This window comes from Geodermatophilus arenarius (genome assembly GCF_042654585.1).
GTDB classification, from domain to species: domain Bacteria; phylum Actinomycetota; class Actinomycetes; order Mycobacteriales; family Geodermatophilaceae; genus Geodermatophilus; species Geodermatophilus arenarius.
The window spans coordinates 1-26,172 of the sequence record NZ_JBHSGR010000025.1; the positions used below are offsets into that span (position 1 = coordinate 1).

Annotated in this window: 27 protein-coding genes; 19 read left to right on the forward strand and 8 right to left on the reverse strand. The window is 75.3% G+C overall.

Features of this window, described 5'->3' with window-relative positions:
- The 5 genes from ACFO3M_RS19265 to ACFO3M_RS19285 all read left to right on the forward strand — a co-directional run.
- The coding region (locus ACFO3M_RS19265) for a LysM peptidoglycan-binding domain-containing protein (protein WP_387992651.1) at nucleotides 1-369 on the forward strand (369 nt) is incomplete at its 5' end.
- A 117-nt stretch (nucleotides 370-486) separates the two neighbouring features.
- The gene (locus tag ACFO3M_RS19270; RefSeq protein ID WP_387992654.1) at nucleotides 487-1,074 is read left to right on the forward strand and encodes a hypothetical protein; all 588 of its coding nucleotides are present in this window, start codon (nucleotides 487-489) and stop codon (nucleotides 1,072-1,074) included.
- Nucleotides 1,075-1,561: 487 nt separating this feature from the next.
- On the forward strand, nucleotides 1,562-2,107 hold the full coding sequence (nrdR, locus tag ACFO3M_RS19275) for a transcriptional regulator NrdR (RefSeq protein ID WP_387992657.1): 546 nt from the start codon (nucleotides 1,562-1,564) through the stop codon (nucleotides 2,105-2,107).
- Between the two features lie 136 nt (nucleotides 2,108-2,243).
- A complete protein-coding gene (locus ACFO3M_RS19280) occupies nucleotides 2,244-5,120 on the forward strand; it encodes a vitamin B12-dependent ribonucleotide reductase (protein ID WP_387992660.1) in 2,877 nt (958 codons plus the stop codon).
- Nucleotides 5,121-5,521: 401 nt separating this feature from the next.
- Complete coding sequence (locus ACFO3M_RS19285) at nucleotides 5,522-6,976, forward strand: FAD-binding oxidoreductase (protein ID WP_387992663.1); 1,455 nt, start codon at nucleotides 5,522-5,524, stop codon at nucleotides 6,974-6,976.
- A gap of 115 nt (nucleotides 6,977-7,091) precedes the next feature.
- Here ACFO3M_RS19285 and ACFO3M_RS19290 read toward each other — a convergent pair whose 3' ends face one another.
- Complete coding sequence (locus ACFO3M_RS19290) at nucleotides 7,092-7,397, reverse strand: hypothetical protein (protein ID WP_387992666.1); 306 nt, start codon at nucleotides 7,395-7,397, stop codon at nucleotides 7,092-7,094.
- Between the two features lie 298 nt (nucleotides 7,398-7,695).
- On the opposite strand from ACFO3M_RS19290, the gene ACFO3M_RS19295 reads away from it, so the two are divergent.
- The 4 genes from ACFO3M_RS19295 to ACFO3M_RS19310 are packed head-to-tail and all read left to right on the forward strand — an operon-like array spanning nucleotide 7,696 to nucleotide 11,845.
- Nucleotides 7,696-9,387: a multicopper oxidase domain-containing protein gene (locus ACFO3M_RS19295; RefSeq protein WP_387992669.1), complete on the forward strand. Its 1,692-nt coding sequence runs from the start codon at nucleotides 7,696-7,698 to the stop codon at nucleotides 9,385-9,387.
- Complete coding sequence (locus ACFO3M_RS19300; RefSeq protein WP_387992672.1) at nucleotides 9,384-10,499, forward strand: flavin-containing monooxygenase; 1,116 nt, start codon at nucleotides 9,384-9,386, stop codon at nucleotides 10,497-10,499. Before ACFO3M_RS19295 ends, ACFO3M_RS19300 begins: the two co-directional genes overlap by 4 nt.
- A 26-nt stretch (nucleotides 10,500-10,525) precedes the next feature.
- Nucleotides 10,526-11,335, forward strand: coding sequence for a DJ-1/PfpI family protein (locus tag ACFO3M_RS19305; RefSeq protein ID WP_387992674.1), 810 nt, complete (start codon nucleotides 10,526-10,528; stop codon nucleotides 11,333-11,335).
- Between the two features lie 42 nt (nucleotides 11,336-11,377).
- Nucleotides 11,378-11,845: a hypothetical protein gene (locus tag ACFO3M_RS19310; RefSeq protein ID WP_387992677.1), complete on the forward strand. Its 468-nt coding sequence runs from the start codon at nucleotides 11,378-11,380 to the stop codon at nucleotides 11,843-11,845.
- Nucleotides 11,846-11,867: 22 nt separating this feature from the next.
- Here the strand turns inward: ACFO3M_RS19310 and ACFO3M_RS19315 are convergent, their stop codons facing one another.
- Nucleotides 11,868-12,080 (reverse strand): hypothetical protein, encoded by a 213-nt coding sequence (locus ACFO3M_RS19315; protein WP_387992680.1) that lies wholly within the window; start codon nucleotides 12,078-12,080, stop codon nucleotides 11,868-11,870.
- Between the two features lie 169 nt (nucleotides 12,081-12,249).
- Here ACFO3M_RS19315 and ACFO3M_RS19320 point away from each other — a divergent pair, with 169 nt between their 5' ends.
- Nucleotides 12,250-12,447, forward strand: a complete 198-nt coding sequence (locus tag ACFO3M_RS19320; protein ID WP_387992683.1) for a hypothetical protein — start codon at nucleotides 12,250-12,252, stop codon at nucleotides 12,445-12,447.
- A gap of 10 nt (nucleotides 12,448-12,457) precedes the next feature.
- On the opposite strand, the gene ACFO3M_RS19325 is transcribed toward ACFO3M_RS19320, so the two are convergent.
- On the reverse strand, nucleotides 12,458-12,931 hold the full coding sequence (locus tag ACFO3M_RS19325; protein WP_387992686.1) for a hypothetical protein: 474 nt from the start codon (nucleotides 12,929-12,931) through the stop codon (nucleotides 12,458-12,460).
- Between the two features lie 251 nt (nucleotides 12,932-13,182).
- Here ACFO3M_RS19325 and ACFO3M_RS19330 point away from each other — a divergent pair, with 251 nt between their 5' ends.
- The 5 genes from ACFO3M_RS19330 to ACFO3M_RS19350 all read left to right on the forward strand — a co-directional run bounded on the left by ACFO3M_RS19330 (nucleotide 13,183) and on the right by ACFO3M_RS19350 (nucleotide 17,087).
- Nucleotides 13,183-13,878 carry a SemiSWEET transporter gene (locus ACFO3M_RS19330; protein ID WP_387992689.1) on the forward strand — a complete coding sequence of 232 codons (696 nt, stop codon included), beginning with the start codon at nucleotides 13,183-13,185 and terminating at the stop codon, nucleotides 13,876-13,878.
- Between the two features lie 55 nt (nucleotides 13,879-13,933).
- Nucleotides 13,934-14,827 carry an SDR family oxidoreductase gene (locus ACFO3M_RS19335; RefSeq protein ID WP_387992692.1) on the forward strand — a complete coding sequence of 298 codons (894 nt, stop codon included), beginning with the start codon at nucleotides 13,934-13,936 and terminating at the stop codon, nucleotides 14,825-14,827.
- A gap of 39 nt (nucleotides 14,828-14,866) precedes the next feature.
- A complete protein-coding gene (locus ACFO3M_RS19340; RefSeq protein WP_387992868.1) occupies nucleotides 14,867-15,523 on the forward strand; it encodes an ATP-dependent Clp protease proteolytic subunit in 657 nt (218 codons plus the stop codon).
- A complete protein-coding gene (locus ACFO3M_RS19345) occupies nucleotides 15,520-15,762 on the forward strand; it encodes a hypothetical protein (RefSeq protein WP_387992695.1) in 243 nt (80 codons plus the stop codon). Before ACFO3M_RS19340 ends, ACFO3M_RS19345 begins: the two co-directional genes overlap by 4 nt.
- Nucleotides 15,763-16,109: 347 nt before the next feature.
- Entirely contained in the window at nucleotides 16,110-17,087 is a 978-nt protein-coding gene (locus tag ACFO3M_RS19350; protein ID WP_387992698.1) for an NAD-dependent epimerase/dehydratase family protein, read from the forward strand.
- On the opposite strand, the gene ACFO3M_RS19355 is transcribed toward ACFO3M_RS19350, so the two are convergent.
- The 3 genes from ACFO3M_RS19355 to ACFO3M_RS19365 are packed head-to-tail and all read right to left on the reverse strand — an operon-like array spanning nucleotide 17,072 to nucleotide 20,853.
- The gene (locus ACFO3M_RS19355) at nucleotides 17,072-19,201 is read right to left on the reverse strand and encodes a phosphotransferase (RefSeq protein ID WP_387992701.1); all 2,130 of its coding nucleotides are present in this window, start codon (nucleotides 19,199-19,201) and stop codon (nucleotides 17,072-17,074) included. The genes ACFO3M_RS19350 and ACFO3M_RS19355 overlap by 16 nt on opposite strands.
- Nucleotides 19,198-19,992, reverse strand: coding sequence for an SDR family oxidoreductase (locus ACFO3M_RS19360; protein WP_387992704.1), 795 nt, complete (start codon nucleotides 19,990-19,992; stop codon nucleotides 19,198-19,200). The genes ACFO3M_RS19355 and ACFO3M_RS19360 overlap by 4 nt, the downstream gene beginning before the upstream one ends.
- Before the next feature lie 54 nt (nucleotides 19,993-20,046).
- On the reverse strand, nucleotides 20,047-20,853 hold the full coding sequence (locus tag ACFO3M_RS19365; protein ID WP_387992707.1) for an alpha/beta fold hydrolase: 807 nt from the start codon (nucleotides 20,851-20,853) through the stop codon (nucleotides 20,047-20,049).
- Between the two features lie 164 nt (nucleotides 20,854-21,017).
- Here ACFO3M_RS19365 and mgrA point away from each other — a divergent pair, with 164 nt between their 5' ends.
- Both mgrA and ACFO3M_RS19375 read left to right on the forward strand, forming a co-directional pair.
- Nucleotides 21,018-22,049 (forward strand): L-glyceraldehyde 3-phosphate reductase, encoded by a 1,032-nt coding sequence (gene mgrA / locus ACFO3M_RS19370; protein ID WP_387992710.1) that lies wholly within the window; start codon nucleotides 21,018-21,020, stop codon nucleotides 22,047-22,049.
- Between the two features lie 31 nt (nucleotides 22,050-22,080).
- Nucleotides 22,081-22,641 (forward strand): putative glycolipid-binding domain-containing protein, encoded by a 561-nt coding sequence (locus ACFO3M_RS19375; RefSeq protein ID WP_387992713.1) that lies wholly within the window; start codon nucleotides 22,081-22,083, stop codon nucleotides 22,639-22,641.
- A gap of 19 nt (nucleotides 22,642-22,660) precedes the next feature.
- On the opposite strand, the gene ACFO3M_RS19380 is transcribed toward ACFO3M_RS19375, so the two are convergent.
- Nucleotides 22,661-23,167, reverse strand: coding sequence for a MarR family winged helix-turn-helix transcriptional regulator (locus tag ACFO3M_RS19380; protein ID WP_387992716.1), 507 nt, complete (start codon nucleotides 23,165-23,167; stop codon nucleotides 22,661-22,663).
- A gap of 88 nt (nucleotides 23,168-23,255) precedes the next feature.
- Between ACFO3M_RS19380 and ACFO3M_RS19385 the strand changes: the two genes are divergently transcribed.
- Nucleotides 23,256-23,963, forward strand: coding sequence for a GTP cyclohydrolase II (locus ACFO3M_RS19385; RefSeq protein WP_387992719.1), 708 nt, complete (start codon nucleotides 23,256-23,258; stop codon nucleotides 23,961-23,963).
- 3 nt (nucleotides 23,964-23,966) lie between these two features.
- Nucleotides 23,967-24,848: a dioxygenase family protein gene (locus tag ACFO3M_RS19390; protein ID WP_387992722.1), complete on the forward strand. Its 882-nt coding sequence runs from the start codon at nucleotides 23,967-23,969 to the stop codon at nucleotides 24,846-24,848.
- Between the two features lie 137 nt (nucleotides 24,849-24,985).
- Here the strand turns inward: ACFO3M_RS19390 and ACFO3M_RS19395 are convergent, their stop codons facing one another.
- Nucleotides 24,986-26,170 (reverse strand): alpha/beta hydrolase family protein, encoded by a 1,185-nt coding sequence (locus tag ACFO3M_RS19395; protein WP_387992725.1) that lies wholly within the window; start codon nucleotides 26,168-26,170, stop codon nucleotides 24,986-24,988.
- Nucleotides 26,171-26,172: the final 2 nt, after the last annotated feature.

The following is a 26,172-nucleotide window of genomic DNA, read 5'->3' on the forward strand; positions in this document are numbered from 1 at the left end:
GACCCGGCCCGCCCGAGCGGGCGGCCGGTGCGCTCGGAGCCCGCCCGGGCCAGCGTCCGCGCGCGGTGCGCACCGGCCCCGGCGCCGGTGCGGCTGACCCGCCGCGGGCGCCGCCTGGTCACCGTGCTGGTCCTCGCCGCCGGTGTCGGCGGCGCCGCCCTCGGCCGCGAGTTCCTCGCCCCCGACGACGGCCTGCGCCTGGCCGGCGAGAGCAGTGTCGTGGTCGGGAGCGGTGACACGGTGTGGTCGATCGCCGCGGAGGTCGCCGGCGCCGGCCAGGACGTGCGCGCGGTGGTCGACGCGATCCAGGCACTCAACGACCTGGAGGGGGCGGCCGTCGTCCCCAGGCAGGTGCTGCGCCTGCCCTAGGTGCTCCGCCCGGCGTCGTCGTCACGAGAAGTGACGAGAGCGCGCCGGTGACTTCGTCAACCATCCGGGCCCGGTCGTTCACGGTCGGGAGTCATCAGGGCACCTACGGTCAGGAGCGTGTCAGCAGCCGTGAACAGCAACGCAGCGGTGACCTTCCGCTCCCCGCAGGACGTCGAGGTCCTCGTGGACGGCGCCTGGGTGCCGGGCGCCATGCTCGGCTGGCGGCACGACGCGACCGGCGGCTGTGAGGCCCGGGTCCGGCTGCGCGACGCCGGGGTGGCCGTCGGGGAGCAGGAGGCCTGGGTGGACCTGGCCGCCGTCCGGCTGCCCGAGCGGCACCTGACGCTGGCGTCCGGCCGCGCCGACGGTGCCGCTGACGCCACGGGGACGGTCGTGATGCCGGCCGTCGGCCCGCGCGCCGTCGTCCCGGGGGCGCGCCCCGCGCGCCGGGGCGTCCGCCGGCACGGTGGCGACGTCACCGCCGAGCAGCCCGCCGTCGTCCCGTCCGCCGTGGGCCGGCACCGCGCGCCCGGCGGCTCGGGCCGGCACCGCGCGGCGACCGCCGAGATGCCGGTCGTCACCTGCCCGGCCCCGGCCGGCGGTGCGGTCGCCGACGAGCCGGACATGCTGACCCGCCCGATCCGGCTCGGTGACCTGGTGCCCCACCCCCGCGGCGGTCGTCCCGCCGTCCGCCCCACCGCCTGACCCGTCGCCGGGGGCGTGTCCCGGCGGCCCCTCCGCACACCTCCACCGGCGTCCCGGGGAGGCGCCTGCGCGCCCTCCGGGTGCCCGCCCGCGTCCCGCCGGCGGCGGCCGGATACACCCGCACGACCCCTCCCGCGCGCCGACACGCGCGGCACCCCGGCGTGTCGTGTGACGGGAGGGAGCCCTGCTCGCGCCTGGTCACCACGGGGTCACGGCCGGATCTCGGTGGAAGAGACACGCGGGTTCTCGTCTTGCAGATGTAGTGGAGCGCGGCCTACTGTCCCCCTACATCTAGTAGTTGCACCGATGGAAGTCCTCCACAGGCCGTCCTCAGGACCTCCACGGGGTGTCCACCGGATGTCCCCAGAGGGGTCCACAGACAGACGCAGGCGGGCGGGTCCGGCAGGACCGGACGAGCCCGCCGGCACGAGCCGCCCGAGCCGGGTCCCCGGCCGGGCGGGTCTTCCGCGGAGGGAGGTGAACCGCAGTGCGCTGCCCGTTCTGCCACAACCCCGACAGCCGCGTGATCGACTCGCGCGAGGCCGACGAGGGGGCCACCACCCGTCGCCGCCGCTCGTGCCCGGCCTGCGGCCGCCGGTTCACCACCGTCGAGGAGGCGGTGCTCGCCGTCGTCAAGCGCAGCGGGGTGAGCGAGCCGTTCAACCGGACCAAGGTCGTCGCCGGCGTGCGGCGTGCCTGCCAGGGCCGGCCGGTCGACGAGGACCAGCTCCAGCAGCTGGCCCAGCAGGTCGAGGACGCCATCCGCGCCAGCGGCGTGGCCGAGGTCCCCAGCCACGAGGTGGGGCTGGCCATCCTGCAGCCGCTGCGCGAGCTCGACGAGGTCGCCTATCTGCGCTTCGCCAGCGTCTACCGCGCCTTCACCTCGGTCGAGGACTTCGAGAAGGAGATCACCGAGCTGCGGGCCCGCCACCACCGCGGCGGCACCCCGCCGCTGCCCGGGCTGCAGATCGAGCCGCCGGCGCCGCGCCGCCGGGGCTCCGCCCGCACCCCCTCCACCGCCCGCGACGGCTGACCGCCGCCCGCGCGACCAGACGTGCGCCGGCAGCGTCGCCGGCCCTCTCAGCACCACCGGAACCGTCAGCAGGACCAGATAGGAACAGGGTGGCTCTCTTCCCCAGCCGCCCGCACCACTCACCGAGGGAGAGCTCGTGACCGAGATCGAGGACCGCCCGGCAGGCCGTACGCGCCGGGCCGCCAAGGCGCCGACCAGGGGGAAGGGCCTGAAGGTCAAGCGGGTCTACACGACCGCCGGCGTCCACCCGTACGACGAGGTGACGTGGGAGCGTCGCGACGTCGTCATGACCAACTGGCGTGACGGCTCGATCAACTTCGAGCAGCGCGGCGTCGAGTTCCCCGCCGAGTGGAGCATCAACGCCACCAACATCGTCACCACGAAGTACTTCCGCGGCGCCGTCGGCACCCCGCAGCGGGAGACCAGCCTGCGTCAGCTCATCGACCGGGTGGTGCTCACCTACGGCGCGGCCGGTCGCGAGCACGGCTACTTCGCCACCGAGGGCGACGCGGAGGTCTTCGAGCACGAGCTGACCTGGATGCTGCTGCACCAGGTGTTCAGCTTCAACAGCCCCGTGTGGTTCAACGTCGGCACGAGCGCGCCGCAGCAGGTCAGCGCCTGCTTCATCCTCGCCGTCGACGACACGATGGACTCGATCCTCAACTGGTACCGGGAGGAGGGGCTGATCTTCAAGGGCGGCTCCGGCGCCGGCCTGAACCTCTCCCGCATCCGCTCGTCCAAGGAGCTGCTGTCCTCCGGCGGCACCGCCTCCGGCCCGGTCAGCTTCATGCGCGGCGCCGACGCCTCCGCCGGGACCATCAAGTCCGGTGGCGCCACCCGGCGCGCGGCCAAGATGGTCGTCCTCGACATCGACCACCCCGACATCGAGGAGTTCATCGAGACCAAGGCGCGCGAGGAGGACAAGATCCGCGCGCTGCGGGACGCCGGGTACGACATGGACCTCGGCGGCAAGGACATCACCAGCGTCCAGTACCAGAACGCCAACAACTCGGTCCGGGTCTCCGACGAGTTCATGCGCGCGGTGGAGGACGGCACCGACTTCGGCCTGCGCGCCCGCCTCGACGGCTCGGTCATCGAGGAGGTCGACGCCCGGGGGCTGTTCCGCAAGGTCACCCAGGCCGCCTGGGAGTGCGCCGACCCCGGCATCCAGTACGACGACACCATCAACGACTGGCACACCAACCCCGAGACGGGCCGGATCAACGCGTCCAACCCCTGCTCGGAGTACATGAGCCTGGACAACAGCTCGTGCAACCTGGCGTCCCTGAACCTCATGAAGTTCCTCAAGGACGACGGGACGTTCGACGCCAAGACCTTCGTCAAGGCCGTCGAGCTGGTCATCACGGCGATGGACATCTCGATCTGCTTCGCCGACTTCCCGACCGAGCCGATCGGTGAGACCACCCGCGCCTACCGGCAGCTGGGCATCGGCTACGCCAACCTCGGCGCGCTGCTGATGGCCACCGGCCACGCCTACGACTCGCGCGGCGGCCAGACCCTGGCCGCGGCCATCACCTCGCTGATGACCGGCACCGCCTACCGCCGCTCGGCCGAGCTGGCCGGCATCGTCGGCGCGTACGAGGGCTTCGCCCGCAACGCCGACGCGCACGCCCGGGTGATGCGCAAGCACGCCGCCGCCAACGACGCCATCCGCCCGGTCGGCGCCGACGACGCCGACGTGCTGCGGGCCGCCACCGCCCAGTGGCAGGAGTGCCTGGAGATCGGCGCGGACAACGGCTGGCGCAACGCGCAGGCCTCGGTCCTCGCCCCCACCGGGACCATCGGCTTCATGATGGACTGCGACACGACCGGCATCGAGCCGGACTTCTCGCTGGTCAAGTACAAGAAGCTGGTCGGCGGCGGGTCCATGCAGATCGTCAACCAGACGGTCCCGCGGGCGCTGAAGAGCCTCGGCTACCAGGACGAGCAGGTCGAGGCGATCGTCGAGTACATCGCCGAGCACGGCCACGTCGTCGACGCCCCGAGCCTGCGCCCGGAGCACTACGAGGTGTTCGACTGCGCCATGGGCGAGCGGGCCATCTCCCCGATGGGCCACGTCCGCATGATGGCCGCGGTGCAGCCGTTCATCTCCGGCGCGATCAGCAAGACGGTCAACATGCCGGAGACGGCGACCGTCGAGGACGTCGAGAACATCTACTTCCAGGGCTGGAAGCTCGGCCTCAAGGCACTGGCGATCTACCGCGACAACTGCAAGGTCGGCCAGCCGCTGTCCGACGCCAAGGCCAAGAAGACCACTGCCGACGGTGGGGCCAAGGCCGAGGTGGAGGCCGCCCCGGTCGCCGCGACGTCGCACCCGGTCCGCCGCCGGCTGCCGAAGAAGCGGCAGAGCATGACGACGTCGTTCAGCGTCGCCGGCGCCGAGGGCTACATGACCGCCGGGATGTACGAGGACGGCAGCCTCGGCGAGGTGTTCCTCAAGCTCGGCAAGCAGGGCTCGACCCTGGCCGGTGTCATGGACGCCTTCTCGATCGGCATCTCGATCGCGCTGCAGCACGGTGTGCCGCTGGAGACCTACATCCAGAAGTTCACCAACATGCGCTTCGAGCCGGCCGGCATGACCGACGACCCGGACATCCGGATCGCCCAGTCGGTGATGGACTACATCTTCCGTCGCCTGGCACTGGACCACCTGCCGGTCGAGACGCGCGCGACCCTCGGCATCTTCACCGCCGAGGAGCGGGCGGCGCAGGTGTCGGGCACCTACGGCGGCTCCGCCTCGACGGCGGAGGTCGTCGAGGAGGAGGTCGACGTCGAGGCGCTGCGCGGCTCGGTGCCGACCGAGGCGCCCGCCAAGCCGGAGCCGGCCGCCGAGAAGCCGGTGAAGGAGGCCCACTCCTCGGCCGAGCTGCTCGAGCTGGTCACGGGCAACGTCACCGACGCGCCGCTGTGCATGACCTGCGGCACGAAGATGCGTCCCGCCGGCAGCTGCTACGTCTGCGAGGGCTGCGGCTCCACCAGCGGCTGCAGCTGACCTGACCGGTCAGCGACGTCCTGCACCGGCGGCAGGACGTCGCTGACCGATGACCGACCCGTCCACCGGCCCGGTCCCCTCGCGGGGCCGGGCCGGTGGCGTTCCGTGGGCCCGAGGAACGGGAGGAGCGACGTGGACCGGGTGCTCCGTCCCGCTCGGCTGAGAAGGCGAGCGGGCCGGAGGCTCCGCACGGGCACCACCCACCGCACGGCAGGTCTCCGGCATGACCAGGCGGCGCGCTGGGCCAGCCACGGGTCACCACACGCCGGGACCCGCCGGTCGACCGGGGATCCGGGGGAACGCGCACGGGTGTCCGGCCGCGGATCACGTGCGACGGTGCTCCATCGCTTCCCAGCGGTCACGGACCACCGGAGGCGATCTCGAGTCCGCAGGGAGTCGCCATGCCGCTCGACCATGCTGTCCTCACCCGCCTGGCCCGGTCCGTCGCCGGTGAGGTGCTGCAACCGGCCGACCCCGGGTTCGCCGCGGCACGGGCCGGGGCCGTCTGGAACGGCGCCATCACGCGCCAGCCGGCGCTGATCGTGCGGCCTACGTCGGCCGAGGAGGTCGCGCGGACCCTCGCTGTCGTGCGCGAGGAGGGGGTGGACCTGACCGTGCGCGGTGGCGGCCACAGCGGAGCCGGGAACGCCGTGGCCGAGGACGCCGTCATGATCGACCTGTCCCGGATCGCCGGCGTCCGGGTGGATGCGGAGGCCCACCGGGTCCACGTGGGAGGCGGCGCGACGTTGGCCGCCGTCGACGCCGCGACCGCGCCGCTCGGACTGGCCGTGGCCGGCGGCACGGTCAGCCACACGGGCGTCTCCGGCCTCACGCTGAGCGGCGGACTGGGCTGGTTGACGTCCCAGCAGGGGCTGGCGTGCGACAACCTGGTGGCCGCCACCCTGGTCACCGCCGACGGGCGCACCGTGACCGCCTCCGAGGACACGGAACCCGAGCTGTTCTGGGCACTGCGCGGCGCCGGCACCAACTTCGGGATCGTGACCGAGCTCGTGTTCGCCCCGCACGAGCTCAACCCCTTGGCGAACGTGGGCATGTTCTTCTGGCGACCGGACGACGCCCTCGAGCCGCTGCGCTTCCTCCGTGAGTACCTGTTCGACCTCCCGGCCGGGATCACCGGTGCCGTGGTCGGGATGTCCGCGCCGCCCGAGCCGTTCGTGCCCGAGGAGCACCGCGGCGAGCGTGGCGTCGCGGTGCTGGTCGCGGGCTGGGGCAGCGCCGAGGAGCACGCCGCGGCGATCCGGCCGCTGCGGGAGCGCGACCCGCTGTTCGAGATGGTCACCCCGATCCCGCACGTGGCGCTGCAGCAGATGCTCGATGACGCCAACCCGTGGGGCATCCGCGCCTACGACAAGGGGCTGAACCTCGACCGGCTGAGCGACGATGCGCTCGCGGTCATCCTGGAGCGGCTCCCCCTCATGCGCTCGCCGCTCTCCTACGTGCCGATGTTCCCGCTCACCGGCCGGTACAGCGAGATCTCCGACGACGCGACGGCGTGGGGCAGCCCCCGACGTCCGCACTGGGCGCTGGCTCTCCTCGCCATGGCCCCCGACGACGAGTCCTATGCGGCCGACCGCGCCTGGGTCCGCGACCTCTGGAACGCCTTGCGCCCCTACGCCCCCGACGACGGGACGTACCTGAACTTCGAGGCCGACACCGACGACCGGCGGGTGCGAGCCTCCTACGGGGAGCGCAAGTACCGCCGCCTCGCCGAGCTCAAGGCCGTGTGGGACCCGGACAACGTCTTCCGGCACAACCCCAACATCCCGCCCGCCCCGGCCGGCATCCCCTCGCCCCGCGAGGCCGTGCCGGCGCGGACCGGCGGGACCGTCCGCTGACGCCGGCGGCGCTCGTCGTCCGGCACGTCGGATCGGGATCGTTCCGGACGGCCCTCCACGTGGTGACCGAGACCGCTCCCGGGTCCCGTCCTCCGGGCCCTCCGGTGGAGTCCGGTCAGGGCAGCCGCGCGAGCAGCGCCCGGGCGAACGTCGCGGCCGCCGGGTCGGCCGGCTCGTGCGTCGCCGCGGCGCGCAGCCAGCCCGCGAGCGGCGCGGCCAGCGCGGGGGAGAGAGCCGCGATCCACGCGCCGGTCCCGGCCCGCGCCTCGGCCACGTGCTCGGTGCTCCCGTCGGGGAGGTGTGCGACCACCTCGGGGCGGGTCGCCAGCAGTCCGCCGGTCCGCCAGTCGCCGGGGGGCGTCCGGGCGGCGAGCGCCTCGAGGCGGTCGGCCGCCGTCCGCAGCAACTGCTCGGGGTCCACGGCCGGATGGTGCCCGACGCTGCGACCGGGGGGCCCGGGACCAGGGTCTCCTGCTCCGGCCGGGCGCCGGGTCTCGACTCCCTGGGCGCCGCCGGGCCGGACCATCGCCGAGCGTCTGGACAGCCCACACCCGGCGGCGGTGCACTACCGGTCCGCACAGGAGGCGCCATGACTGCGGAGCACGTCGTCGAGCCCGCCCGCGCCGGTGCACGCGGCGCCGCGGACTCCCTCGGATCCCCTCACGTCGCCGGCGGCACCCGGAGCTGAGGCTCCACGCTCACCGACAGGAGGACGTCCCGTGGACACCTTCCTCTCCACCGACCTCACCGACCTGCCCGAGGCCGTCGCGCCCGAGGTGATCGAGCTGCGGAACGGCGAGGAGCTGCGGCTGCGCCCGGCTCCGGTCGCCAAGCGGATCGGGAACAGCACGGTGCGGATGCTGGCCTACAACGGCTCGATCCCCGGTCCCACGCTGAGGGTCCGGCAGGGCTCGGAGGTCGTCGTGCACGTCGTCAACGGCACCGACCTCGACACCACCGTGCACTGGCACGGGCTGCGCCTGGAGAACCGCTACGACGGCGTGCCGCACGAGACGCAGACCCCGATCCCGCCGGGCGGGGAGTTCAGCTACCGCATCCAGTTCCCCGACCCGGGCCTGTACTGGTACCACCCGCACGTCCGCGAGGACGTCACCCAGGAGCTGGGTCTCTACGGCAGCATCCTGGTCGACCCGGCCGAGCCGGACTACTGGCCGCCGGCGCACCGCGACGTGGTGCTGACCCTCGACGACCTGCTGCTCGAGGACGGCGCGATCGCCCCGTTCAGCCGCACCGAGACCAACTACGCGGCGATGGGCCGCTACGGCAACGTGATGCTCACCGGCGGGGAGACCGACCCGGCGTTCACCGCACGGACCGGCGAGGTCGTCCGGCTGTGGCTGACCGACACGGCCAACAGCCGGGTCTTCCGGGTGGCCGTGCCCGGTGCCCGGATGAAGCTCGTCGGCGGCGACAGCGGCCGGGTGGAGCACGAGGAGTTCGTCGCCGACGTCGTGCTGGCCCCGTCGGAGCGGGCGGTCGTGGACGTGCTGTTCGACCGGGCGGGCGAGTTCGCACTGGAGCACCGCACCCCGAACCGGACCTACCGGTTGGCGACGATCACCGTCACCGGCGAGGTCGCCGAGCCGCCGCTGGCCGAGCGGTTCGAGGCGCTGCGGACTGCGCCGGAGCTGGTGGCCGAGCGGGAGCAGCTCGGTGCGTGGCTGGCCGCGGCGCCCGACGAGGTCCTCGCGATCGTCGCCGAGATGGACGACCGGGCCGCGCCCGCGACGGCGGGACCGGCGACCTACGCCTGCCCGATGCACCCCGAGGTGGTCAGCGACCAGCCGGGGCGCTGCCCGAAGTGCGGCATGAAGCTGATGGCGACCGCCTCGGGCGGGAGCCACGGTCACGACGCGGGCCACGGTCACGACGCGGGCCACGGTCACGACGCGGGCCACGGCGCCGACGCCGCGGAGACGTCGGCGACGGGTCACGACGCCGCGCACACCCACCACCCAGGTCCCGCCCCCGCCGACGGGATCGAGTGGGAGGACGAGATGGCCGAGACGAACCGGGCCACCACCACGGAGACGATGCGCTGGAAGTTGCTGGACCGCACCGCCGGCCGCGACGGGCTCCCCGTCGACTGGCACTTCACCGCCGGTCAGCGGGTCAAGATCCGGCTGGTCAACGAGATGGACTCCGACCACCCGATGCACCACCCGTTCCACGTCCACGGCGCCGGCCGCTTCCTCGTCCTCGCCCGGGACGGGACCCCCGAGCCCAACCTGGTGTGGAAGGACACCGTGCTCATCCCGACCGGTCAGACCGTCGACCTCCTGCTCGACGTCACCAACCCCGGCCTGTGGATGGCGCACTGTCACATCGCCGAGCACATGCACGCCGGGATGATGTTCAGCTTCACCGTGGACCGGGGAGCGACGCCGTGACGGCGCCGACCGAGCCGCTCGACGTCGTCGTCGTGGGCGGCGGTCAGGCCGGCCTGGCGGCCGCCTGGCACCTGCGCGAGCGGGGACTGCGCTTCCTGGTCCTGGAGGCCGCGGCGGAGATCGGGCACACCTGGCGCACGCGCTGGGAGTCGCTGCGGCTGTTCACCCCGGCCGAGCACGACGCGCTGCCCGGCCTGCCGTTCCCGGCACCGGCCGGCACCTACCCGGGCAAGGAGGCGGTCGCCGACTACCTGCGCGACTACGCCGCCGCCTTCCACCTGCCGGTGCGGCTGGACGCGCGGGTGACCGGGCTGCAGCGCACCGGTGCCGGGTTCCGGATCAGCACCGCCGGGGGGACCTACAGCGCCCGGCAGGTCATCGTGGCCACCGGACCGTTCCAGACCCCGTTCGTCCCGCCGCTGTCCGCCGGGCTGGACGGGTCGGTGACCCAGCTGCACAGCTCCGGGTACCGCAGCCCCGACGCTCTGCCCGAGGGGCCCGTGCTGGTCGTCGGCGGCGGCAACTCCGGCTTCCAGATCGCCGAGGAGCTGGCCCGGACCCGGCCGGTGCAGCTGTCGGTCGGCGCGGCGTACCCGGCGCTGCCGCAGCGGCTGCTCGGCCGCGACCTGTTCTGGTGGCTGACCCGGCTGCGGCTGATGCGGGTGCCCGCCGGTTCCCGGCTCGGCCGGCGGATGCAGTCCCGCGGCGAGTTCCTGATCGGCAGCAGCCGGCGGGGCCTGCTGCGGGCGGGTGTCCGGTTCCGGCCGCGGCTGGCCGACGCCGCCGGCCGCACGGTGCGGTTCGCCGACGGCACCAGCGGGGAGGTGGGCGTCGTCGTGTGGGCGACCGGCTACCGGCCCGACCACTCCTGGATCGACGTCCCGGGAGTCCTGCGCGACGGCCGTGTGGTCCACACCCGCGGGATCACCGACGTCCCCGGGCTGTACTTCCTCGGCCTGTCCTGGCAGCACACCCGCGGCTCGGCGCTGCTGGGCTTCGTCGCCGACGACGCCGCCCACGTGGTCGACGCCGCCGCGAGGAGCAGCGCACCCGTACCCGGGCCACGCGGTGCGCCCGACGCGCAGGCGACCGCCCACGACGTCCGGCACTGAACGCCGAGCACCGGGAGGAAACCGCCATGTCCGGCACGGAGAAGGTCCTCGCGTTCCCGGTCCACCCCGGCGTGACGCCGCTGGACCTCATCGGCCCGCTCACCGTGCTGAAGACCCCCGGCATCGGGGGCGCGCGGTACCGCACCGTCGTGGTCGGCGAGCGCGCCGAGCAGCTGGCCACCGACACGCCGCTGGGGCTGCTGCCGGCGGCCACCTTCGCCGAGGTGCCGGACCCGTGGGCGGTGATCGTGCCCGGTGGCGGGGCGAGCACCCTCACCGCGACGGAGGACGAGGCGCTGGTGTCCTACGTCCGCTCGGCCGCCGTCGGGGCGGAGGTCGTCGGGTCCACCGGCAACGGGGCACTCGTGCTGGCCGCCGCCGGTCTGCTGCGCGGCGCGCGGGCGGCCGTGCACTGGGCCTACCGGGAGCCGCTGGAGGAGCTGGGCGCCATCGCCGCCCGGCAGCGGTGGCTCGTCGACGGCCGGCTGCACACCGCCGCCGGCGGCACCGCCACCACCAACTGGTTCTACTCCGGGATCCTGGAGCGCCTGGGTGCCACGTACCACCAGCGGAGGTGGGTCGAGGACGGCGACCTGGTCATGTCCGCCGGCGTCTCTGCCGGCATCGACATGGCACTGCACCTCGCCGCCCGCCTGACCGACGAGGCCACCGCCCGCCGGGTGCAACGAGCCGTCGACTACGACCCGCGACCACCCTGGGGCGGCATCGACTACGACCGGATCCCAGGTCTCCCCCGCGCCGTGCGCGGCGCGATCGGGCTGACCGCGCCGGTGGCCGCCGGGCGCGCCAGGCGGCTCACCCGCGCCGGACGCTGACCCGCGGTCGGACCGGCGTCGCGTCAGGGAGGGGAGGACGGCGTGACCGCCTCCGGGAGCGCACCGCACGCGCAGCGCCGCAGGGCGACGGCCGCCGGGGTGCGCGCCCTGCGCGCACCGATCGCCTGGGGCGTGGTCTGGGGCTGCCTGCAGGCCGCGTCGCCGCTGGCCTTCCCCTGGCTCGACGACGCCACCGTCTACTCGATGGGGCTCGTCCTGATCGCCGCGGTCTACATCGGGTTCAGCGTGGCCGACGGGCGGGGCAGGGTCGTCGCCGTCGAGACCGTCGTCGCCGGCGTCTTCGTCGTCGTCGCCGCGGCGGGGGTGACCGGCTCGGCCTGGCTGCTCGTGGCCGGCCTGGCCGGCCACGGCCTGAAGGACCTCTGGCAGCACCGCACCGGGTTCGTGGCCGGCACCCGCTGGTGGCCGCCGTTCTGCGCCGCCGTCGACGCCGTCGCCGCCGCGCTCCTCGCCGTCGGGATCGTGGCCGACGTCCACCTCGGGTGGTGAGCCGGCGCGGTGGTGCCGACGCTCAGGCCGCGGTCGGCACCGTCCGGGCCAGTGCGGCGGTGAGGGTCAGCCGGAGGTCGAGCAGGTCGTCGAGCGCCTGCTGGGCCGCCTGGCACAGCGTGAAGCCCTCGCCGCTCGGGGAGTCGCGGAACCCGTCGCGGGCGGTGCCGAGCTCCTGGTAGGCGACCACGATGCGGCGGTCGACGTCGGGGACCTGGGGACGAGGGAGCGACACGTCGCCTCCTCCTGCGGTTCGGTGGTGCCGGGAGGGGGTTCCCGGTCGTCCGTGCGGCGCTCTACCCACCCGGGGCCGTGCGCACGCACGTTCCGCCGCGCGGGCACCGGGCACCCGGACGGGTGAACGCCGCCGGGGGAGTGTCGGTGCCGTTCCTACGGTGAGGACCGTGACCCGTCGCACCATCCCGTCCTGCCCCGACTGCGCCGGGTCCCCGCGCGCGGTCCCGCTCCGCTTCGGGCTGCCCTCCGCGGAGGCGTTCGACGCGAGCGACCGCGGTGAGGTCGTGCTGGGCGGGTGCCTGCTGACCGAGGGCGAGCCGCTGCCCGACCGGGCCTGCCCGCAGTGCCGGCAGCCGCTGTCCTGACCGTCGCGGGTCAGCCGATCCCGCACTCGTCGCGCAGGTAGGCCTCGACGTCGTCGCTCGCCGTGTCCAGCCCGTTCCCTGCCTCCTCCAGTGCCGCGACCGAGTCCGCGTCGGTGAGGTCGAGGTCGGCCACCGCGTCGGCCATCCGGTCCAGTCCGGTCCGCATGGTGTCCCAGTCGTCGGCGATCGCCTCCGGCGCGGTGATGTCCCGCATCTCCTCGGCGAGCTGACGGAAGACGTCGGGGACCGAGGTGTCGCCGCCGGCCTCGTCCACGGCCGCCTCGACCCGCTGGTCGAGGTCGGCTGCCCGGGTGCAGAAGTCCTCCCCGGCCGTGTCCTCCGCGGGGGAGCTGGTCGCCGGGGAGTCGGCTGCGGAGCCCCCGCCGTCGCCCGAGCCGCCGTCGTCGCCGGAGCACGAGGCGAGCAGGACGATGCCGAGGACCGCGGCCACCCCGGCCCGGACAGGACGCAGCTTCTGGCGCATGGAGCGACCGTCCCGCGACCGGCGGCCCGGGGGCAGGGTCGAAGGACCGCTCGGGGCGAGCGGGGTCACAGCGAGCGAGGTCACAGGAGGATCACGGCCGATCGGGTTCCGTTGCGGACGGCGGGCGCCGATGACCCGTGCGGTCACCCGTGGATCCGCTCAGTGACGAGGGACCCGGCCCGGTGGAGCGCCGTCTCCCGGCCGGTGGCCGCGCCCCGCGCTCGTCCTCCTGAACGGATCCCCGCACCACCATGCCCGCCGTCCTCGGCATCGTCGCGTCCACCCTCAGCATCGCCGTCGTCTGGCCCCAGGTCCGGCTCTCCTGCCGGCACGGCCGGACCCGGGGACTCTCGCCCACGGGCAGCTGGCTGGCCGTCGCGCTGAACCTGGCCTGGCTGACGTTCGGCCTGCTGGCGCACGACCCGGCCCAGGTGGTCACCAACGCCGTCGTCGGCGCGGGCAACGCCGCGGTGCTCGCCGCCCTGCTGCTCACCCAGCCGGCGCTGCGCACCCGGCGGGTCCTGGCCCGCACCGCCTCCGGCGCCGCGGGGCTCGCCGCCCTCGCCGGGGGCTGCCTGGTCGCGGTGGACCTCGGCGCCGCGCCGGCCGCGGCCGCCGCCGTCCTCGCCTCCGTGGCCGCGGTCGTCGGAGTCGCCGCCGCGGTGCCGCAGCCGCTGGGCCTGCTGCGCGACCGCACGCAGGACGTCTCCGGGCTCTCGCCGGTGCGGTGGTGGCTCGGCGCCGGGTCCTGCGCCGCGTGGACCGGCCACGGCCTCGCGGCAGGGCAGGTGGCCGTGGCGTTGTCGGCCGCGGTCGGGCTCGCGTGCGCCCTCGTCACCTGCGCGGTGCTCGCCTCCCGCCGGACGCCGGCGCCGGTCGTCCCGCTGCCGGTCCGCCGCCCGGTCCGCCCCGCCGAGGCGCGCCCGGTACTGGCCGCCGCGGCCTGAGGACGCCGCCCGGGCGAGGATCGGGCGACGTCCGCACCCACCCCGAGGAGTCGCGTTGAGCCCGAGCCCCGTCGCCGTCACCGGCTCGACCGGACAGGTCGGGGGCCGGGTCGCCCGCCGGCTGTCCGCCGCCGGCGTCCCGCAGCGCCTGCTGGTCCGCGACCCGTCCCGCGCGCCGCGGTTGCCGGGCGCGACCATCGTCGTCGCGCCGTACGCCGACGGCGACGCCGTCCGCCGGGCGCTGGAGGGCGTGGGGACCGTGTTCATGGTGTCGGCGTCGGAGTCCGCCGACCGGGTCGACCAGCACCGCGCCTTCGTCGACGCCGCCGCGGCCGCCGGCGTGCGGCACCTCGTCTACCTGTCGTTCCAGGGCGCCGCCCCGGACGCGACCTTCACCCTCGCCCGCGACCACTGGGCCACCGAGGAGCACGTCCGCGCCCGCGGGCTGCGCTCCACCTTCCTGCGCGACGCGCTCTACGCCGACTTCCTGCCCGGCCTGGTGGGGGAGGACGGCGTGATCCGCGGCCCGGCCGGCGACGGGCGGGTCGCCGCGGTCGCCCAGGACGACGTCGCCGACGCCGCGGTCGCCGTCCTCCGCGAGCCCGCCGCCCATGCCGGGCGTACGTACGACCTCACCGGTCCGGAGGCGCTCACCCTCGCCGAGGTCGCGGCCACGATCACCGCCGTCACCGGCCGCCCGGTCCGGTACCACGCGGAGACCGTCGAGGAGGCCTTCGCCTCCCGCGCCTCCTACGGCGCTCCGGACTGGCAGGTCGAGGCGTGGGTGTCGACGTACACCGCGATCGCGGCCGGGGAGATGGCCGCCGTGAGCAGCGCCGTCCCCGGCCTGACCGGTCATCCGGCCACGCCGTTCGAGCAGCTGCTGCGGGCCGGCGACCGAGCCGCCCGCGCCATTCCGCCGACAGCGGAAGAATTGCGCGAATGGTGAAACGGGACCATTCGGGGGCGCATTCCTGCTGCGTTCCCGATTGACTGCGGCCGTCCGACCCCGGCGGCCCAGGAGGTACCGACCGTGCAGACCCCGACCGGCTCCCCGTCCTTGCACGACGCCGTCGCCGACCGCCTGCTCCGCGAGCGCATCGTCGTGCTCGGCAGCGAGGTGGACGACGACGTCGCCAACCGCCTGTGCGCGCAGATGCTGCTGCTCGCGGCCGACGACCCGCGACGCGACGTGCACCTCTACGTCAACTCACCCGGCGGCTCGGTGACCGCCGGGATGGCCGTCTTCGACACGATGCAGGCGATCGGCTGCGACGTCGCCACCTACGCGTTCGGGACGGCGGCCTCGATGGGGCAGTTCCTGCTGACCGCCGGCACGCCGGGCAAGCGGTTCACGCTGCCGCACACCCGGATCCTCGTGCACCAGCCCTCGGGCGGGCTCGGCGGCACGCAGTCCGACGTCGCCGTCCAGGCCGAGGCGCTGCGCCGGCTGAAGCGGGACCTCGACGAGCTGCAGGCGCTGCACACCGGGCAGACCGTGGAGCAGATCGAGCGGGACTCCGACCGGGACCGCTGGTTCACCGCGCAGGAGGCCGTCGCCTACGGGCTGGTCGACCACGTCGTCGCCTCGGCCGCGGCGCTGCCCGGCCCGGCGCTGGTCCCCACCGGGTGGGGCGCGCCGTGACCGACTGGCTCACCGCGACCCTCGACGGCGCCCGCGCGGCCGAGCTCCGGCGGTCGGTGCGGCACCACCGCCGCGTCGCCGCCGCGGGTCACCGCCGCCGCGGCCGCCGGCTGGCCGCCCGTGCCGCCGCTCTCGCCGAGCGCTCCGCCGTCCTCGCCGCCCGGGCGGCGCTGCTGTCGCCCGGATCCCGTGCGGGTGCGCAGCCGGGGCGCGGGGCGGACCGACGGGCGGTCGTCTGACCTGCGCTCTCCCCTGTGGATGCGTTGCCGCCACGTCCTGCGGCACCGGGCTGGCGGCACGAGTCGGCCGCCGACGGCACCCTCACCGTCACCACCCCCACCGGCCTCACCGCGACGACCAGCCCACCGCCCCACCAGGCGGGGCCGGGAATGTCCCGGCGGACGGTGCGTTGGAGAGGGTGCCGGTCCGGTCCACGCCCCCGGGCCTCACCTCCTGCCGCTGCGAGCGGCCACTCGCCGAGAGGCGGCTGTCGGGCCGGCGCTGCACGGTCCGGCCGCCCGGTCCACCAGGACCGGGCGGCCGTCCGCGTCCGGGGACCGGCCGGGGACGTGCCAGGGTGGCGGGCGTGCGTGTCCTCGTCACCGGGAGCTCCGGCCACCTCGGCGAGGCGCTGGTCCGCGTGCTGCGCGACGCCGGGGACGACGTCGCCGGCCTGGACCTGCTGCCCTCGCCGTGGACCGACGTCGTCGCCTCGGTCACCGACCGCGCCGCGGTCCGGGACGCCCTCGCCGGCGCCGACGCGGTGCTGCACACCGCCACGCTGCACAAGCCGCACGTCGGCACGCACGGCCGGCAGGCGTTCGTCGACACCAACGTCACCGGCACCCTGGCCGTCCTCGAGGAGGCGGCGGCCGCCGGTGTCGGGCGGGTGGTGGCCACCAGCACGACCAGCGCCTTCGGCCGCGCGCTGACCCCCGCGCCCGGCGAGCCCGCCGCGTGGGTCACCGAGGCCGTGCCGCCGCGGGTGCGCAACGTCTACGGCGCCACCAAGGTCGCCGCCGAGGACCTCTGCGAGCTCGTCGCCCGCGACACCGGCCTGCCCGTCGTCGTCCTGCGGACCTCGCGCTTCTTCCCGGAGGGCGACGACAGCGACGACGTCCGCAGCGCCTACGCCGACGACAACGTGAAGGTCAACGAGCTGCTGTACCGGCGGGTGGACCTCGCCGACGTCGTCTCCGCCCACCGCGCCGCCCTCGACCGCGCGCCGGCGCTCGGGTTCGGCCGCTACGTCGTCAGCGCCACCACGCCGTTCGGCCGGGACGACCTGGTGCAGCTGCGCACCGACGCCCCGGCCGTCGTCGGACGGCTCTTCCCCGACGTCCCGGCGCTGTACGAGCGGCTGGGCTGGCGGCTGTTCCCGTCGATCGACCGGGTCTACGTCAACGCCGCCGCCCGCGCCGACCTCGGTTGGACGCCGGAGTGGGACTTCCGCGCCGCTCTCGACGCCCTCGCCGCCGGGCGCCCGCCGCGCAGCGAGCTGGCGCGGACGGTCGGCGCGAAGGGCTACCACGCCGTCCCGACCGGCCCCTACACCGTCCGCTGACCGGGGGACTCCAGCACCACGACGTCGTCCTCGTGCAGGCCGGAGGCCACCAGCGTGCCGCCGCGCTCGGCGACCGCGGTGACGAAGCCGTAGCCGGCGTCGGTGGCGCGCAGGTCGTGCACCCGGCGGCCGTCGACCGGGTCGAACGCCATCACCCAGGCGATCGGCGTCGCCTCCGGCCGCACCCGCTCCGGCACGTTCCACAGCAGCAGCCGCAGCACGCCCGGCAGCGGCAGCAGCCGGTCCAGCAGCGCGTTGCGCGGCGCGGCGATCGCCACCCACAGCAGCCCGTCGCTGCCGAGCGAGGCGTTGTCGGGGAAGCCGGGCAGGTTCTCCACCAGCGGCTCGGTCGTGCCCGCGCGCTCCCCGGTCAGCCAGTACCGCAGCACCCGGTAGCGGGAGGTCTCGGCCAGCAGCAGGTGCGAGCCGTCGGGCGCCCGCACCAGCCCGTTGGCGAAGCCGAGCCCGGACAGCACCGTGGTCACCGTGCCGTCGGGGTCCCGCCGCACCAGCCGCCCGGTGGCCGAGTGCTCGAAGAAGTCACCGAGGTGGTGCTCGACGTCCCACCGGGTGGTCGACGTCGTGAACCACACCGTCCCGTCGGGCGCCGCGACGACGTTGCTCGCGAAGGTCACCGGCTCGCCGTCGACCTCGGACACCAGCACCTCCACGTCGCCCGAGACGCCCACCCGCAGCAGCCCGAGGTCGTGGTCGCAGACGAGCACGCTGCCGTCGGCGCGCGGCTCCACCCCGAGCGGGCGGCCGCCGGTCCGGCCGACCGGCGTCCGCTCGCCGGTGACCGGGTCGATCCGCACGACGCTGCCGTCGCGCAGCCCGGTGACCACCAGGCCGGCGTCGTCGAAGAGCACGTCCTCGGGGCCGGAGTCGCCGGTCGGCAGCCGGCGGGCGACACGCAGCGGCGCGGTCGGGCCGGGGTCGGCGAACGCCGGCGGCGTCCACCGGCGCGGCCGGATGCGGCGGCGGGTGAGCAGCGGACTGCCGACCTGCGCCGCGGCGCGGTCGGGGGTGAGCCGGCCGGCCCGCCGGATCACCGCCAGGCAGCGCCGCTCGAGCAGCCGGACGGCGAGGCCGAAGGAGCGGAACGCCGGGTTCGTCGTCTGCCCCGTCCGGTAGCGCGCCCACACCTGCTGGGCGATGACCGCGACGCGGAACAGGCCGAACACCTCGTACCAGGCCCACTCGGCGTTGGTGACCCGCTGGCCGGTCCGCGCGCTGTAGTACGCGACCACCTGCTCGCGGGTCATCATCCCGGGCAACGTCGTGGGCTGGCGGCTGAACCGGCGCATCAGCGGGCCGTCGTCGGCCTGGATCCAGTAGCCGAGCGCGCTGGCCAGGTCCACCAGCGGGTCGCCGACGGTGGCCAGCTCCCAGTCGAGCAGGCCGACCGGGCGGGTGGGGTCGGCGGGGTCGAGGACGACGTTGTCGAACCGGAAGTCGTTGTGCACCAGCGTGTGCGGCCGGTCGGCGGGCTGGTGCTCGGCCAGCCACGCGGTCACCCGGGCGAAGGCGGGCACGTCCCGCGTGCGGGCCCGCGCGTACCGCTTCGTCCAGTTCTCCACCTGGCGGCGCACGTAGCCGGGGCCGCGGTCGAGGCCGGCCAGCCCGGCGGCCCGCACGTCGACCGCGTGCAGGTCGACCAGCAGGTCGACGACGTTGCGGCACAGCCGCGCGACCTGCTCCCGGTCGAGGTCCACGCCCGGCGGCAGCGAGCGGCGGGGGATCGGCCCCTCGACCCGCCGGACGACGGAGAACGGCGTCCCGACGACGGCGGTGTCCTCGCACAGCGCGACGGTGCGCGGCACGTGCGGGAGGACCCGGCCCAGCGCGTCCTGGACGCGGTACTCGCGGGCGACGTCGTGCGCGGTGCCGGTGTGCTCCCCGCGCGGCGGGCGGCGCAGCACCAGGTCGCCGTCGGGGTAGCGCAGCAGGTAGGTCAGGTTGGAGACGCCGCCGGCGAACTGGCGCACCTCGGGGACGGCGGACAGGTCGACGCCGGCCCGCGCGGGGTCGGCGTGCGCGGCCAGCCAGGCGGCGACGGCGGGGACGTCGAAGGCGTCCTCGGCCCGGACCGGGCGCGCGTCGGTGGCGGTCACGAGAGCCGCCGGACGACGGAGAGCGGCAGCACCCGCATCGCGACGCCGATCGGCACCCACGGCCAGGCCGGCACGTACGCCTTCGCCCTGCGCGCCTCGATCGCCTCGACCATCGCGCGCACGCCGGTCCCGGTGTCCACCCTGAACCGGGTGGCCTGCTGCACGTGCTCGTTCATCTCCGACCGGATGTAGCCCGGGTACACCACGGACACGTCGACGCCGGGGATGCGCTCGGAGCGCAGCCCCTCGGCGAGTGCCGCCACCCCGGCCTTGGTGGCCGCGTAGGTGGTCGTGCCCCTCCGCATCCCGCGCAGCGCGGACATCGACGAGACGAGCACCAGGTGGCCGCGGCGCTGCCGGCGGAACACCTCCAGCGCCGCCTCGCACTGCGCCAGCGCGCCGACGAAGTTGGTCATCGCCGTCTCGCGGTTGGCGTCGGCGCGGCCGGTGCCGAGCGGGGCGCCCTTGCCCAGGCCGGCGTCGACGACCACCCGGTCGAGCCCGCCGAAGGCCTCGTCGAAGCGGCGGAACACCGCGGGCACGGCGTCGGCGTCGGTGACGTCGAGCGCCGCCGTCTCCACCCGCCGGCCGCTCGCCGTCCGGATCCCGTCCGCGAGGGCGTCCAGCCGGTCGGTCCGGCGGGCGCACAGCGCGAGGTCCCAGCCGCGGGCGGTGAACTGGCGCGCCATCTCCGCGCCGAGCCCGGAGCTCGCCCCGGTGACCAGGACGACGCCCCTGCCCGGGCGGGCCTGGGGGGAGGACGGACCGGGGCCGGGGGAGGAGGAGGGCACCGGGGCACGCTAGATCCGGCCGGTCCCGGCCCGGTGCCCGGGGCCCGGGCGGCCTCAGGTCCGGACGGCGGGACGCACCTGGGCCAGCACGAAGGCGGCGACGACGTCGTGCACGGCGTCGCGGTCGTGCTCGTTGAGGACGTCGTGCAGGTCGCCCGGGAAGGTGCGCAGCGTTGCCCGCGGCAGCCGCGCGACCAGCGCGCGGGAGTTCTCCAGCGGGACGACCGGGTCGGCCCCGCCGTGCAGGACCAGCGTCGGGACGTCGGGCCGGCCCCGGGCGAGCCCGTCGGCCACCGCGGACCACGAGCGGACCACCGCCTCCAGGGTCTGCCGGGGCACCGGCCCGCGGTTCACCAGCGGGTCGGTGCGCAGCGCCTCCAGATAGCCGGGGTGGGTGCTGAACACCTCCGCCGGGTCCGGGGGCTCGACCTCCCCGGCGAGCATCGCCTCGATCACCGGCACGGGGAGGGCGGGCGGGTCGGAGACGACCAGCGCCTCCGCCAGGTCGGGGGACCGCTGGGCCAGCAGCAGCGCGGCCACGCCCCCGCCCGAGTGGCCCATCAGCACCAGCGGCCGGCCGGGGTGCCGGGCCCGGGCGATCGCGGCCAGCGTGCGGAGGTCGTCGGCCTGGTCGTCCCGGCTGAGCATCAGATCGCGCGCGCCGTCGCTGCGGCCGTGGCCGATCGCGTCCAGGGCGTGCACGGCGATCCCGTCGGCGGCCAGCCGCCGGCCGAGGGGCGCGTAGAGGCCCAGGTGCTCGCCGAAGTCGCCGTGGTGGAGGACGACGACGGCGCGGGCGTCGCCGTCGGGGAGCCAGGCGTCGTGGTGCACGCGGCCCCGGGTGCCGTCGAAGAAGGGCATCGCGGCCCCTCCCTCCGGGTCGGGCGGACGGGCCCCCGCGCCGGTGATCGTCCTCGCCGTCGCCCCAGTGCAGCGGGGTCCCGCCCCCTCCCGGGGGAGGACCCGGCGCTGCGTCACCGGGGGCGCCCGGTTCGGCTCCCCGCGTGCCGGGCAGGATCGTCGTCATGACGTATGCCGCAGCCGAGGGCCGCTACGACTCGATGACCTACCGCCGGACCGGCCGCAGCGGCCTGGACCTCCCGGCGATCAGCCTCGGGCTGTGGCACAACTTCGGCGACGACGTGCCGCTGGACCGCCAGCGCGCCATCCTCCGCCGGGCCTTCGACCTGGGCATCACGCACTTCGACCTGGCCAACAACTACGGCCCGCCCTACGGCAGCGCGGAGACCAACTTCGGCCGGCACCTGCGCGACGACTTCCGCCCCTACCGCGACGAGCTGGTGCTCTCCACCAAGGCCGGCTGGGACATGTGGCCCGGCCCCTACGGCCAGGGCGGCGGCTCGCGGAAGTACGTGCTCGCCAGCCTCGACCAGTCGCTGCGGCGGATGGGCCTGGACTACGTCGACGTCTTCTACTCGCACCGGCCGGACCCGACGACGCCGCTCGAGGAGACGATGGGGGCGCTGGACACCGCCGTCCGGTCGGGGAGGGCGCTTTACGCCGGCATCTCCTCCTACTCGCCGGAGGACACCGCGAGGGCCGCCGCGATCCTCGCCGACCTCGGCACGCCGCTGCTGATCCACCAGCCCAGCTACTCGATGCTCAACCGCTGGATCGAGACCGAGGGCCTGCTCGACACTCTCGCCGACGTCGGCGCCGGCTGCATCGCGTTCTCGCCGCTGGCGCAGGGGATGCTCACCGACAAGTACCTCGGCGGCATCCCCGAGGGCTCGCGGGCCAGCCAGGGCAAGTCGCTGTCGCCGGACCTGCTCACCGACGAGGCGATCACGCACGTCCGCGCGCTGGGCGAGCTGGCGGCCGAGCGCGGGCAGTCGCTGGCGCAGATGGCGCTGGCCTGGGCGCTGCGCGACCCGCGGGTGACCAGCGTGCTCATCGGCGCCAGCAGCGTCGCCCAGCTCGAGCAGAACGTCGGCGCGCTCGAGCGGCTGGACTTCAGCGACGAGGAGCTCGCCCGCATCGACCGGCACGCCGTCGACGCCGGCATCGACCTGTGGGAGGGCGCCCGCACCGCCTGAGTCCGTCGGTGGCCGCGCCTAGCCTCCGCGCATGGACCCCCGGGTGGTGGCGTGGCGGCGGACGGACGAGGACGCCGGGCACAGCCTGGCCCGCGTCGAGCGGCGGGACGGCGGCTGGCTGCTCCACGGCACCGAGGTGCTGGCGGGCCCGGGGACCGTCCTCGCCTGCACGTTCCGCGTGCGGCTCGACGAGACGTGGGCCACCCGTGCGGTCGAGGTCTCGTCGGTGTCCGCCGCCGGGGAGCGCCGGCTGGCCCTGTCGGCGGACGACCACCGCCGGTGGACCGTCGACGGCGAGCGCGCCCCGGAGCTCGACGGGTGCGTGGACGTCGACGTCGCCGCCACTCCGTTGACCAACACCCTCCCGATCCGGCGGCTGGCGGACCTCGGCGTCGGCGAGGAGGTGACGACGCCGGTCGCCTGGGTCGACGTGCCGGCGCTGGGGGTGACGCGGGTCGACCAGACCTACCGCCGGCTGGGCCCGCTGTGGTGGCGGTACTCCGACGACGCGCACGGCGCCTTCGAGCTCACCGTCGACGACGACGGCCTGGTCGTCGACTACACCGGCATGGCCACCCGCGTCGCCGGCTGACTCCGCGGCGGCCGCGGACTCACCGGTCCCGGCCGCGCGCCTCCGCCGCCGCCAGGCCCGTGGCCAGGCGGCCGTCCGGGTCGAGCCGTTCCAGGAGCGCCCCGGCGACGTCGGCGAGCTGGCCGACCTGCTCCGGCGTCAGCGCGTCGATCACGTGCTCGCGCACCGTCGCCAGGTGCCCGGGCGCGGTCTCGCGGACCTTGGTCCAGCCGGCGTCGGTGAGCCGGGCGTTGGTGGCCCGCCCGTCGGAGGGGCACGGCGCCCGCTCGACCAGGCCGCGCTCCTCCAGCCGCCGCACGACGTGCGACAGGCGGGGGAGCGTGGCGTTGGTGCGGGTGGCCAGCTCGGTCATCCGCAGCGTGCGCTCCGGCGCCTCGGACAGCATCGCGAGCACGTGGTAGTCGAAGTGGGTCAGCCCGGCGTCGCGGCGGAGCTGGCCGTCCAGCACGCCGGGCAGCAGCTCGACGACGGCGACCAGGCGCAGCCAGGCCCGCATCTCGTCGTCGTCCAGCCACCGGGGTCCCACGACGACATCGTCCCACCCGGGTGCTTGTCGCTTCAACCAACGGGGACTAGGGTCATCGGTTGTAGGTACAAGTGACGTGGAGGCCGCAGTGACCCTCTCCCTCAACCCGGACCTGGTGTCCCCGGTCCCCTCGGCGACGGTGCGCACCCGGGTGACCGTGCCGCTGCGCTTCGCCGACGGGTACGCCACGACGGCCGAGGTGGTGACCTTCGACGGGCTGGCCGACGGCCGGGAGCACCTGCTGCTGGGTCTCGGCGACTGGCGCGGCGCGCTGACCCGCTCGGCGGCCGGCGGGCAGGCGCCGCTGGTGCGCCCGCACAGCGAGTGCCTCACCGGCGACGTCCTCGGCTCGCAGCGCTGCGACTGCGGCCCGCAGCTTCGCGAGGCCGCCGAGCGGATCGCGGACGAGGGCGGCTTCCTGCTGTACCTGCGCCAGGAGGGCCGCGGCATCGGCCTGTACGCCAAGCTCGACGCCTACGCGCTGCAGGACGCCGGCCTGGACACCTACGAGGCCAACCGGGCGCTGGGCCGCGGCGAGGACGAGCGCGACTACACGGCCGCCGCGCAGATGCTGCAGGCGCTCGGCGCCGACCGGGTCAGGCTGCTGTCGAACAACCCCGACAAGGCCGCGCAGCTCGAGCTGCTCGGCGTCGCGGTCACCGAGCGGGTGCCCACCGGCGTCCACCTGTCGGCGGCCAACGCCCGCTACCTCGCCGTCAAGCGCGACCACACCCAGCACACCCTGGACCTGCACACCCTGGACCTGCACACCCTCGACCTCCCGCTGGCGGGCTGACCCGTGCACCCCACCGCCGCCGCGGACGCGCTCGTCGACCCCCGGCACCCCTTCGCCGCGCACCTGCGGCACGTCGCCGGGCTGGGGCAGCACCGCCCCTGGACGCCGGACGACGGCCCGCTGCCGGCGCTCTACCTCAGCCACGGCGCGCCGCCGCTGTTCGAGGACGCCGCCTGGATGCGCGAGCTGGCCGCCTGGGCCCGGGCACTGCCCCGGCCGCGGGCGGTGCTCATCGTCAGCGCGCACTGGGAGTCCGACTCCCTCGGCATCACCAGCACCGTGCCCACCGAGCTCGTCTACGACTTCGGCGGTTTCGACCCGATGTACTCGCGGATGCGCTACGACACCCCGGAGTCCGGCGAGCTGGCGCGGCAGCTGCTCGCCGTCCTGCCGGAGGCGGCGCACGTGTACGAGCACCGCGGCCGGGGCCTCGACCACGGCGCGTGGGTGCCGCTGAAGGTCATGTACCCGGAGGCCGACGTCCCGGTGCTGCAGCTGAGCCTGCCGACGCACGACACGGCGACGCTGCTGGCGCTGGGGGAGCGGCTGCGGCCGCTGCGCGAGCAGGGCGTGCTGGTGGTCGGGTCGGGCTTCATGACCCACGGCCTGCCGTACCTGACCCGCGAGATGCTCGGCGGCGCCGTCCCCGGCTGGTCGGCGGACTTCGACGCCTGGGCCGCCGACGCGCTCGCCCGGGGCGACGTCGAGGAGCTCGCCCGCTTCCGGCTCCGGGCGCCCGGCCTGCGCTACGCCCACCCGACGGTCGAGCACTTCACGCCGCTGTTCGTCACCCTCGGCGCCGCGACCGACCCGACGGCCGGCGTCACCACCGCGATCGACGGCTTCTTCATCGGCCTCGCGAAGCGCTCGTTCCAGGTGGCGTAGCGCCCGGTCGTCGCCGAGTGGCCGGTCACCGGGGTCATCGGGCACCCGAGACCCCCGTCGCTGACCACTCGCACCCGGTGTCGACCTGCTGCCGTCTCGGCGCCCCGGAGACGGCAGCAGGTCGACGACCGGCGGGGTCAGGCCCGCTGGGCGCCCAGCTCGGCGAAGGTGTCGGCCACCCAGTCGGCGATGAAGGTGCTCACGAACGGCAGGTGGTCCAGGCCGATGTGCTCGGTCGCGCCCTCCTCGGGCGTGAACACCCGCAGCTCCCGCTTGGGCGAGTTGACCGCCTGGTCGTGGGACCGGTGCGCCATCTCCAGCGGGATCTGCCGGTCGTTGGCCCCGTGCGCGACGAGGAACGGCACGCGGATCCGCTCGACGACGCCCTCGAGGGTCACCTGGTCGGCGAAGTCGAGGAACGCGTCGAGGTGGTCCTCGTCGCCGTCGACGCCCCACACCCACAGGACGTGCTCCCAGTAGTGCGGCACCGGCCGCTCGCCCTCGCGCTGACGGCGGCGCCGCTGCACCGCACCCCAGTCGTGGTTGGCGCCCCACGCCACGCACAGGGCGAACCGCGGCTCGAACGCGGCGGCCCGCGGGGCGTAGTAGCCGCCCAGCGACCAGCCGACGATGCCGATGCGGGAGGCGTCGACGTCGGACCGCTGCTCCAGCCAGTCGACGGCGGCGCCGGCCCACGCCTCGGTGTCGACCCGCGCGGTGAGCCCCTGCAGGCGCAGCGCCTCGCCGGTGCCGGGCTGGTCGAGCATCAGGCAGGAGATGCCGCGCGCGGCCAGCTCCTCCCAGTGGTTCGAGGCGTACATGTGCTCCTTGGTGGAGTCCAGCCCGTTGACCAGCACCACCACCGGGACCGGGCCGTCGTCGGCGGCCGGCGCCTGGGAGAAGTAGGCCGGCAGCGTCATCCCCTCGTAGGGGACCGCGACGCGGGAGACGCGCGGGCTGTGCGTGTCGAACGCCTTCTGCGCGATCTCCAGCATCCGCCGGTAGGTGGGCACCCGGTCCGGGTCGGAGTGGGCGAGCATCCGCTCGGCCTGCGCGAGGTAGTTGCTGGCGCGGAACCACAGCTGCCCGGCGGTGCGCACGTGCCCGGCCTTCTCGGCCGCCTCCGCCTGGCCGACGAGCTGGTCGGTCAGCGCGGTCCAGGCGCGCAGGAAGTCCGGCGTCCCGGCGTCCTCGCCGGCGTTCGCGGCGTCCTTGATCGGCCGGCAGGCGCGGTCGACCTCGTCGATGAGCCCGCCGGAGTTCAGCGTGGCGACGACGCCGAGGTTCCAGGTGTAGGGACCGGTGGGGAAGTACTCGAACACGG

Bases quoted from the DNA above. Each gene is read 5' to 3' on its own strand.
- ACFO3M_RS19325 (WP_387992686.1), bottom strand. From the start codon at position 12,931: ATGCGCCAGAAGCTGCGTCCTGTCCGGGCCGGGGTGGCCGCGGTCCTC.
- ACFO3M_RS19305 (WP_387992674.1), top strand. From the start codon at position 10,526: ATGTCCGGCACGGAGAAGGTCCTCGCGTTCCCGGTCCACCCCGGCGTG.
- ACFO3M_RS19365 (WP_387992707.1), bottom strand. From the start codon at position 20,853: ATGCCCTTCTTCGACGGCACCCGGGGCCGCGTGCACCACGACGCCTGG.
- ACFO3M_RS19375 (WP_387992713.1), top strand. From the start codon at position 22,081: ATGGACCCCCGGGTGGTGGCGTGGCGGCGGACGGACGAGGACGCCGGG.
- ACFO3M_RS19330 (WP_387992689.1), top strand. From the start codon at position 13,183: ATGCCCGCCGTCCTCGGCATCGTCGCGTCCACCCTCAGCATCGCCGTC.
- mgrA (WP_387992710.1), top strand. From the start codon at position 21,018: ATGACGTATGCCGCAGCCGAGGGCCGCTACGACTCGATGACCTACCGC.
- ACFO3M_RS19285 (WP_387992663.1), top strand. From the start codon at position 5,522: ATGCCGCTCGACCATGCTGTCCTCACCCGCCTGGCCCGGTCCGTCGCC.